This is a genomic window from Roseovarius sp. MBR-6 (assembly GCF_040547525.1).
Classification (GTDB): domain Bacteria; phylum Pseudomonadota; class Alphaproteobacteria; order Rhodobacterales; family Rhodobacteraceae; genus Roseovarius.
Genome location: NZ_JBEPPW010000023.1, coordinates 20748 through 28939 on the forward strand (window position 1 = coordinate 20748; position 8192 = coordinate 28939).

At 64.0% G+C, this 8192-nt stretch carries 10 protein-coding genes and 1 pseudogene; 6 read left to right on the plus strand and 5 right to left on the minus strand.

Features of this window, described 5'->3' with window-relative positions; all coding sequences use genetic code 11:
* The first annotated feature begins 1 nt into the window (after position 1).
* From fba to gph, 5 genes are read left to right on the plus strand one after another with little or no spacing between them, the layout of a single operon-like run.
* Positions 2-1051: a class II fructose-bisphosphate aldolase gene (fba, locus tag ABIE57_RS18305; protein ID WP_354540479.1), complete on the plus strand. Its 1050-nt coding sequence runs from the start codon at positions 2-4 to the stop codon at positions 1049-1051.
* Complete coding sequence (gene tpiA, locus ABIE57_RS18310; RefSeq protein WP_354540480.1) at positions 1051-1776, plus strand: triose-phosphate isomerase; 726 nt, start codon at positions 1051-1053, stop codon at positions 1774-1776. Before fba ends, tpiA begins: the two co-directional genes overlap by 1 nt.
* Positions 1769-2458: a ribulose-phosphate 3-epimerase gene (gene rpe, locus ABIE57_RS18315; protein WP_354540481.1), complete on the plus strand. Its 690-nt coding sequence runs from the start codon at positions 1769-1771 to the stop codon at positions 2456-2458. The genes tpiA and rpe overlap by 8 nt, the downstream gene beginning before the upstream one ends.
* The gene (locus ABIE57_RS18320; RefSeq protein ID WP_354540482.1) at positions 2451-3104 is read left to right on the plus strand and encodes an HAD-IA family hydrolase; all 654 of its coding nucleotides are present in this window, start codon (positions 2451-2453) and stop codon (positions 3102-3104) included. The genes rpe and ABIE57_RS18320 overlap by 8 nt, the downstream gene beginning before the upstream one ends.
* A 3-nt stretch (positions 3105-3107) precedes the next feature.
* Positions 3108-3755: a phosphoglycolate phosphatase gene (gene gph / locus ABIE57_RS18325; protein WP_354540483.1), complete on the plus strand. Its 648-nt coding sequence runs from the start codon at positions 3108-3110 to the stop codon at positions 3753-3755.
* Positions 3756-4169: 414 nt separating this feature from the next.
* Here gph and ABIE57_RS18330 read toward each other — a convergent pair.
* The 3 genes and pseudogenes from ABIE57_RS18330 to ABIE57_RS18340 form a co-directional block, all read right to left on the minus strand.
* Positions 4170-4534 (minus strand): annotated as a pseudogene (locus tag ABIE57_RS18330) (Tn3 family transposase); the annotation flags it as partial.
* A 145-nt stretch (positions 4535-4679) separates the two neighbouring features.
* A complete protein-coding gene (gene scpB, locus ABIE57_RS18335) occupies positions 4680-5276 on the minus strand; it encodes an SMC-Scp complex subunit ScpB (RefSeq protein WP_354540484.1) in 597 nt (198 codons plus the stop codon).
* A gap of 2 nt (positions 5277-5278) precedes the next feature.
* Positions 5279-6163, minus strand: a complete 885-nt coding sequence (locus ABIE57_RS18340; RefSeq protein ID WP_354540485.1) for a DUF1403 family protein — start codon at positions 6161-6163, stop codon at positions 5279-5281.
* 113 nt (positions 6164-6276) lie between these two features.
* On the opposite strand from ABIE57_RS18340, the gene ABIE57_RS18345 reads away from it, so the two are divergent.
* Entirely contained in the window at positions 6277-7386 is a 1110-nt protein-coding gene (locus ABIE57_RS18345; RefSeq protein WP_354540486.1) for a tyrosine-type recombinase/integrase, read from the plus strand.
* Here ABIE57_RS18345 and ABIE57_RS18350 read toward each other — a convergent pair.
* Complete coding sequence (locus tag ABIE57_RS18350; protein WP_354540490.1) at positions 7381-7650, minus strand: type II toxin-antitoxin system RelE/ParE family toxin; 270 nt, start codon at positions 7648-7650, stop codon at positions 7381-7383. The two genes, ABIE57_RS18345 and ABIE57_RS18350, sit on opposite strands and share 6 nt — an antisense overlap.
* Before the next feature lie 3 nt (positions 7651-7653).
* On the minus strand, positions 7654-7935 hold the full coding sequence (locus tag ABIE57_RS18355; RefSeq protein WP_354540487.1) for a type II toxin-antitoxin system ParD family antitoxin: 282 nt from the start codon (positions 7933-7935) through the stop codon (positions 7654-7656).
* Between the last annotated feature and the right edge of the window lie 257 nt (positions 7936-8192).

Sequence of the window (8192 nt, forward strand, 5' to 3'; positions counted from 1 at the left end):
CATGGCCCTCATCACGCTTCGCCAGCTTCTCGATCACGCCGCCGAACATGGCTATGGCGTGCCCGCCTTCAACATCAACAACATGGAGCAGGGGCTGGCCATCCTGCGCGCGGCGGCGAAATGCGACGCGCCGGTGATCTTGCAGGCCAGCCGCGGCGCGCGCTCTTACGCGGGCGACATCATGCTGCGCCACATGATCGAGGCGCTGACCGAAATGTATCCCGCGATCCCGATCTGCATGCATCAGGATCACGGCAATAACGAAGCGACCTGCCTTTCGGCGATCCGCCACGGCTTTACCTCCGTCATGATGGACGGCTCGCTGGAAGAGGACATGAAAACCCCCGCCTCGTGGGAGTATAACACCGCCATCACCGAGCGCGTGGCGCGCATGGCGCATTGGGTGGGGGCCTCGGTCGAGGGCGAGTTGGGCGTTCTGGGCAGCCTCGAGACCGGCCAGGCCGCCGAGGAGGATGGATCGGGCGCGACCGGCACGCTCAGCCATGACCAGCTTCTGACCGACCCCATTGAGGCGGCAGAGTTCGTGCGGCTTACCAAGGTGGACGCGCTCGCCATCGCCTGCGGCACCAGTCACGGCGCCTACAAGTTCAGCCAGAAACCCACCGGCGAGACGCTGGCCATCTCGCGCATCGAGGAAATTCACGCGAGGATCCCGCATGTGCATCTGGTGATGCACGGCTCGTCCTCGGTGCCGCAATATCTTCAGGATCTCATCAACGCGCATGGCGGCGAGATGCCCCAGACCTGGGGCGTGCCGGTCGAGGAGATCGAGCGCGGCATCCGCTCGGGCGTGCGCAAGGTCAATATCGACACCGACAACCGCATGGCGATCACCGGCCAGTTCCGCAAGGTGGCCATGACCAAACCGACCGAATTCGATCCGCGCAAGTTCACCATCCCGGCGATGGAAGAGATGCAGGCGCTCTGCCTCGACCGGTTCGAACGGTTCGGCACCGCCGGCAATGCCAGCAAGATCAAGGCCATCCCGATGGATGACATGGCGCGGCGTTACGCCGACGGGACGCTCTGATGCGGCGCAGGATCGTGGCGGGCAACTGGAAGATGAACGGGACGGTGGCCGATCTGGCCACGGTCGCGGAAATCTCGAACGCCGCGAAACCCGCCGCCTGCGAGGTGGTTCTGTGCCTGCCCGCGACGCTCATCCGCTCGGCGCGCAACCTTGTCGGGATGGAGCTTGGCGGGCAGGACTGCCACGCGCGGCCCTCGGGCGCGCACACCGGCGACATTTCCGCGCCGATGCTGCGCAATGCGGGCGCGGGCTGGGTGATCCTGGGCCATTCCGAGCGCCGCTGCGATCACGGCGAGAGCGACGCGCAAATCGCGGCCAAGGTGCTGGCGGCGTGGGAGGCGGGGCTTACGGTCATCCTGTGTATCGGCGAGACCGAGGCGCAGTATCGCGCGGGCGAGACGCTTGACGTGCTCGCAGCGCAGGTAATGGGATCGCTGCCCGAGGGCGCGACGCCCGCCAATACCGTCATCGCCTGTGAGCCGGTCTGGGCCATCGGCACCGGCCTCACGCCCGGACCCGACGAGATCGCCCGCACCCATGGCTTCATCCGCGCGCGCCTGCCCGACCCGGCGCTGTCGATCCTCTATGGCGGCTCGGTGGGGGCCACCAATGCGGCTGAAATCCTCGCATTGCCGGATGTCGACGGGGCCCTTGTCGGCGGCGCATCGCTCAAATCCGAAAGCTTCATCCCCGTCATTCACGCCACGGAGGCCGCTCATGTCTGACCGTTCCATCAAGATCGCCCCCTCCATCTTGTCGGCCGATTTCGCCGATTTCGGGCGCGAGATAGAGGCCATCGAGGCGCAGGGTGCCGATTGGGTCCATGTCGATGTGATGGACGGGCATTTCGTCCCCAATCTGACCTTCGGCCCACCGCTCTGCGCCGCCATCCGCCCGCATATCAAGACGGTGATGGACGTGCACCTGATGATCGCGCCGGTCGATCCCTATATCGACGCCTATGCGCGGGCGGGGGCCGATGTCCTGACCGCGCATCTCGAGGCCGGGCCGCATATCCACCGCACGTTGCAGGCGATTCGCGGTGCCGGCATGAAGGCGGGGCTCGCGCTCAACCCCGGCACCGGGATCGACGCGGTGCCGCATCTTCTCGACATGGTGGACCTCATTTGCGTGATGACGGTCAATCCCGGTTTCGGCGGGCAGAAATTCATCCATAGCCAGATCGACAAGGTGCGCGCCTTGCGCGCCCTGATCGGCGACCGGCCCATCCATATCGAGATCGACGGCGGCATCACGCCCGAGACCGCGCCGTTGATGGCGGCTGCGGGGGCCGATGTTCTGGTCGCCGGATCGGCAGTGTTCAAGGGCGGCAGCGTCGCCAATCCCGCGCCTTACGGCGAGAATATCCGCGCGATCCGCGCCGCGGCGGAGGCGGCCCATGCCTGAGGCGCTGATCTTCGACGTCGATGGCACGCTCTCTGAGACCGAGGAGGTGCACCGCCGTGCCTTCAATGAGAGTTTCGCCGACTGGGGGCTTGGCTGGCACTGGGACCGCGCCGATTATGCGCGGCTTCTGAAAACCACCGGCGGCAAGGAACGCATCGCCGCTTTCATGGCCGAAATCGGGGCATCCGGCGTGGATATTCCCGCCCTCCACGCCGCCAAGACCGCACGCTACACTGCGCTTGTGGCGAAAGGCGGGATGCCGCTGCGCCCCGGCGTGGCCGACCTGATCGCGCGCGCCCGCGCAGCTGGCCAGCGCCTTGCCGTCGCCACCACCACCTCGCGCCCCAATGTCGAGGCGCTCTGCCTCGCCTGCCTTGAGCGCCCCGCCGAGGCCGTCTTCGACGTGCTGGCCTGCGGCGACGAGGTCGCGGCCAAGAAACCCGCGCCCGATGTCTACCAACTGGCGCTCGACCGGCTCGGCCTTGCGCCCGAGGTCTGCCTCGCCTTCGAGGACAGCCGCAACGGGCTGCTTTCCGCCTTGCAAGCCGGGCTTGCGGTGATCGTCACGCCTTCGGCCTATACGGCGGGCGAGGATTTCACCGGGGCAGCGGCCGTCCTGCCCGATCTCACCCATTACACGGAGTAAGCCATGACAGGCGCCATTGTCTTTGATCTCGACGGCACGCTGGTGGACAGCGCGCCCGATATCGCCGCTGCCGCCAACCGCGTGCTGGCGGAGATGGATCACCCGGCCCTGCCGGTGCCGCTGCTCACGTCGTTCATCGGCCATGGCATTCCCAATCTGGTGCGGCGGGTGATCGACACGCTGGCGCTCGATCCCGCCATCCATCCCGAGATGAACAAACGGATGCTCGCGCAATATGGCGCGCGCCCCGCCGAGTTGACCCGGCCCTATCCCGGCGTGGTCGCGGCCTTGCAGTCGCTCCGGCGCGACGGCCACCGCCTGGGCGTCTGCACCAACAAGTATCGCGGCCTCTCGGTGCAGGTGCTGGACGCGCTCGATCTTTCGGATTTTTTCGAGGTGGTGATCGGCGGCAACACCCTGCCGCAGAAAAAGCCCGATTCGGCCCCGCTTCATGCCGCCTTTGCCGCGCTCGACGCGCCCCCGCTGCTCTATGTCGGCGATAGCGAGGTCGATGCCGAGACCGCCCGCGCGGCGGGGCGGCACTTCGGGCTTTACAGCGGCGGCTATCGCAGCACCCCGGTCGAAGACCTGCCCCACAGCTTTGCCTTCGACCACTTCGATACCTTGCCCGAATACCTTCGCGGGTTATGAGCCTCACAAATTCCTCAACGAGCATACTGGCAGCGTACCAAGTTTAGTCATGCCGCATATCGATCCTGCCACGCGCAAGTATCAGAGGTTCAGTCCTGCTATCCCACCGAGGCACATCAATGCCGTCGGGGCGCGGTTACAGCATCAGAGCCGGTCACAGATAACCGTGATCGTAGAAATCCATTCCAACTTGGAGAAGCGAGCCGAAATCAGTGCTATCGAGCCCAACGAGACGAACACTTCCACCACCAACCACATGGATAAGTGTGATTGAAGATGGCAGGCCAGAAATTGGCAGAGGTGATGTTGTGGTTGACCATTTCATAGAAAATTTCAATGGTCATAGAGACCTGCTGCAGGCTGCGATTGTTGGCCACTTCGACATCGCCGTTCTTGCGCGTATTCCACTCGGTTATCCGCATCAACTTCCTGCAACAGCTCGGTGATCCGTATGGCGGGCAGCCGGTCGTAGAGGTCAAGCACCAGTTCGTCCGCCTCTTCAGGCACCGCTGCGCTCAGGTGCTCGACATTGAGGATGCCGTTCTCGATCGACCCGCCGAGTGTGGCTCCGGCGCGCTCCGCCCGGCCAGCCGCGCCAGCCCATCGGCCATGCGTGCCGTGCGGTCGGCAAGCCAGGCTTCCGGATCGAGCGGCACTGCCAGTCTTGGTATGTCCTTCACCGCCTCGGCGGGAACCAGCGCCTGTTTCAGATCACCTTAGCGCCGGGATTGGGCGAGCCAGATATCGCCGGAGCGGAACGCATCCCGCAGATGGAACAATGGTCTTGCCCGGTTTTGGTTCCGGTCTCTTTGGAGCAAGGTTTGCCATGAAGCAGATATGGAATGGCAAAAATACACAGACGAGTTCCGGCGGCCGCGCGGTTCCATCAGAAGCGGCAAGTGCCGTGAGGAGTCCCGGCGGGTTTCAGGTGTGCGCGGCCAGCCCGGCGTCATCCAGCTGTTCGGGGTCTGGCAGGTCGCGCAAGCTCTCCATCCCGAAGGCCGCGAGGAACACGTCCGTGGTCACGAAGGTATAGGGGGCACCACGACGCGGCGCGCGCGGCCCGGTTCCGATCAGGCCCTGCGCATTCAGCCGCCCGATCAGGTCCCGGCTGATCTCACGCCCGAAGATGTCCTTGAGCCCATCGCGGGTGATCGGCTGGTGGTAGGCGATGGCGGCCAGTACAGCGACGTCGAATTCACTCAGATCCAGCTGTTGGTCGCATACATCCGCCGCTGCGCGGATCGCGGAGGCGTAGGCAGCCCGCGTCCGGAACATCCACCCACCGGCGGCTTGGGCGATCTCGAACGCCCGCCCTTCGAGATCGGCGGCAAGATCCTCGATCAGCAAGTCGACAGACACCTCCTGCCCGACGACCCGCGCCAAGTGCTCGCGTGGCACCGGCGAGGCAGAGGCAAACAGCACGGCTTCGATCCGTCGCATCCATTCCCGCCAGCGAAGCTCCGGCGGCAAGTCGGTCAACTCGCGGTCAAGCTCTGGGTCGGGGTGTTCCTTGGCCATCCCTACACCCCGTAAAGCCGGAAGGTGTCGCGCCCGGTCAACTCGCGCACCGCGCCGAGATCAACCAGCCGATCACAGAGCCGCCGCGCGGCGCGATCCGGCAATGGTAAGGCCGAAGGTGCGACGGCGTCATGGGTCAGGAACATCTCAACCGCCTCCCGTGCCCCCTTGGCCCGCAGCTTCGGGGCAACGGCTCTCAGGTGTTCAGCCCGTCGGCCCAGGTCGGCGGCAAGGCGGACAGCCTCGATTGACGACGCGATGAGCGCGCGAAGACAGGCCAGGCGAAGATCATCGCCATGCTTGCGCAGATCGGCGCGTTTCAGATCAGAAGCCAGAACCGGCATAAGATGCTCCCAGCCAAGCGCCTGAGCCAAGGCCGCGTCCGCAAGGATCAACCCTGCTATGTCTGCGCGTGGTGCCTCGGTGAGCACTGTCTCGAGCACCATCGCGGCACGGGTCACCGGCGCCCCTTTCCCCGCATCGAGCCACGTCGCGATCTGGCGCGGCTCAAAGGTCGGCAAAGCCCGACCGAGCGCCTTGACCGACATCGGCCGTTCCACCGCGCGTCGCCAGGCCAGACAGATTTCGCCCGCCGGGCCGGGCAGATCGCCGGGGCGCATCAGATGCACCGCGTCGCGCAACTCCCCTACCCGCTCCGGTCGCCCGGAAAACGCGACACAGGCCTCGGCTGCGCGCAGTGCGAGTCGGTCCCGCAACAAGGCTTGGAAGGCCGCCGCTTTGGCCACCGCAAAATGCAGATGGGCCAACGCCGCCCCTGACAAAAACGCCACATCTTCAGGGGTTTCGGCGCGGGAAGAAGTGACCCAACCCGGTATCCGGGCAAGGGTCTGTTCATCGCCAAGACTGGTCTCGCAAACAGAAGTCATGCCGAGACCTTAACTCGAGGCGGCGCTTACAGCCAGAAAATAGCGCCAAAACCGCCTTGTCTTGTGTGATCCTTTTGTGTCCAATAAGTTTGCATTATCGGACATTAAAAGATATGCTCCACGACATGTCAGAAAACAACGAGAAATTGAGCTTAGCGGCGCAAAACGGGTCTTCGATCAACGAGTGCGACAAGAGAGAGCGGCCTAACGACGAGGGCTTGAGTCTGCCGACCTTTGTGGCTGGTTCCGGCACCCTCGATCGGTTGGTCGACACCGCCCGCGACTATGCCCGCGCTGCAGCGTCCGACAACACGCTGACGGCCTACGCGAAGGATTGGGCGCATTTCGCGCGCTGGTGCCGGATGAAGGGCGCCGAGCCGCTGCCGCCTTCGCCCGAGATGATTGGGCTCTACCTGGCCGATCTGGCGTCCGGTTCGGCCCCCTCCCCTGCCCTATCCGTTGCGACAATCGACCGCCGCCTGTCCGGTCTCTCCTGGAACTATGCGCAACGGGGGTTCACCCTTGATCGCAAGAACCGCCACATCGCCGCAGTGCTCGCTGGGATCAGACGCAAACACGCGCGTCCACCCGTGCAGAAGGAGGCGATCCTGGCCGAGGATATTCTCGCGATGGTCGCCACGCTTCCTTTCGACCTGCGCGGGCTCAGGGATCGGGCGATCCTGCTCTTGGGCTATGCGGGCGGGCTGCGGCGATCCGAGATCGTCAGTCTCGACGTCCACAAGGACGACACGCCCGACAGCGGCGGCTGGATCGAGATTTTCGACAAGGGCGCGCTGCTCACCCTGAACGCCAAAACCGGCTGGCGCGAGGTCGAGATCGGGCGCGGCTCGTCAGATCAGACCTGTCCCGTCCATGCGCTGGAACAATGGCTGCACTTCTCGAAGATCGACTTCGGGCCGGTCTTTGTCCGCACCTCGCGCGACGGCAAGCGCGCGTTGGAGGCGCGGCTCAATGACAAGCATGTTGCGCGACTTATCAAGCGCACCGTGCTGGACACGAGCATCCGGTCAGACCTGCCCGAAAAAGAACGGCTGGCGCTGTTTTCGGGGCACAGCCTGCGTGCCGGCCTGGCCTCTTCCGCCGAGGTCGACGAGCGCTACGTCCAGAAGCAACTCGGCCACGCCTCGGCGGAAATGACCCGCCGCTATCAACGCCGCCGTGATCGGTTCCGGGTGAACCTGACCAAGGCGGCGGGACTATGATATATCATTCCTTGACGCCGCCAGCGCGGAAACATGGTTTGGAAGATCGCTTCGGGAATGCAGGATGTCGACGATGATCACTTCGTCCGGCTGATCCAGAAACACCAGAAAATGCTCCCCTGCCCTCGTGAACCGCAAATCCGCAGCATCATCGACCAAAACAGCACAGCTCCGGCTATGCGCCTGACCGTTCAGGATCGCCTGACAGCGGTCGAGTAGTTCCGTTTCATAAAGTTCGGCCTGCTTGAACCCGAAGTTCGCTATCGTTCACTTGGCAATCTCAACCAGGCTGGCCTCTGCGCGGCGCGTCAGCCGAAAGGCCCGTCGGATCGCCTCTTCTCCGCTACCTTCGGCAAACTCGCCTGACCTAGCTTGCGCCAATCCCTCGAGCAAGCCTTGCCGGATCCCTGCGAACTGAGCTTCTTCCTGTTCGAGCAGCCGTAGCCCCGCACGCATTGCTTCGCTCGCGTTCTGATAGCGTCCAGACGCCACCAAAGCCTGAACCAGCTGGTCTTGGGTTTCGGTCAGAACGACATTGCGTGTCACCATGGCATAAATCTCCTAGTTGGCAATATATGCCAATACAAAGTTTTGGTCAATAGTTTGAACCCTCGCATCGCCGTCGCCAAACGGTCGTTTATTAGCGATGTATGAAACTGCAAAAAGACTGTTTTGATGCCCCTGATCGGTTATGCCCGCGTATCGACCGAAGATCAGACATGGGGTAATCGCGGGTCCTCGGCCTCCTAAGCCCCACCAAGACTAGCAGGGTGGCTGCTCCCCGATATGATGAAGACACAGGCTCA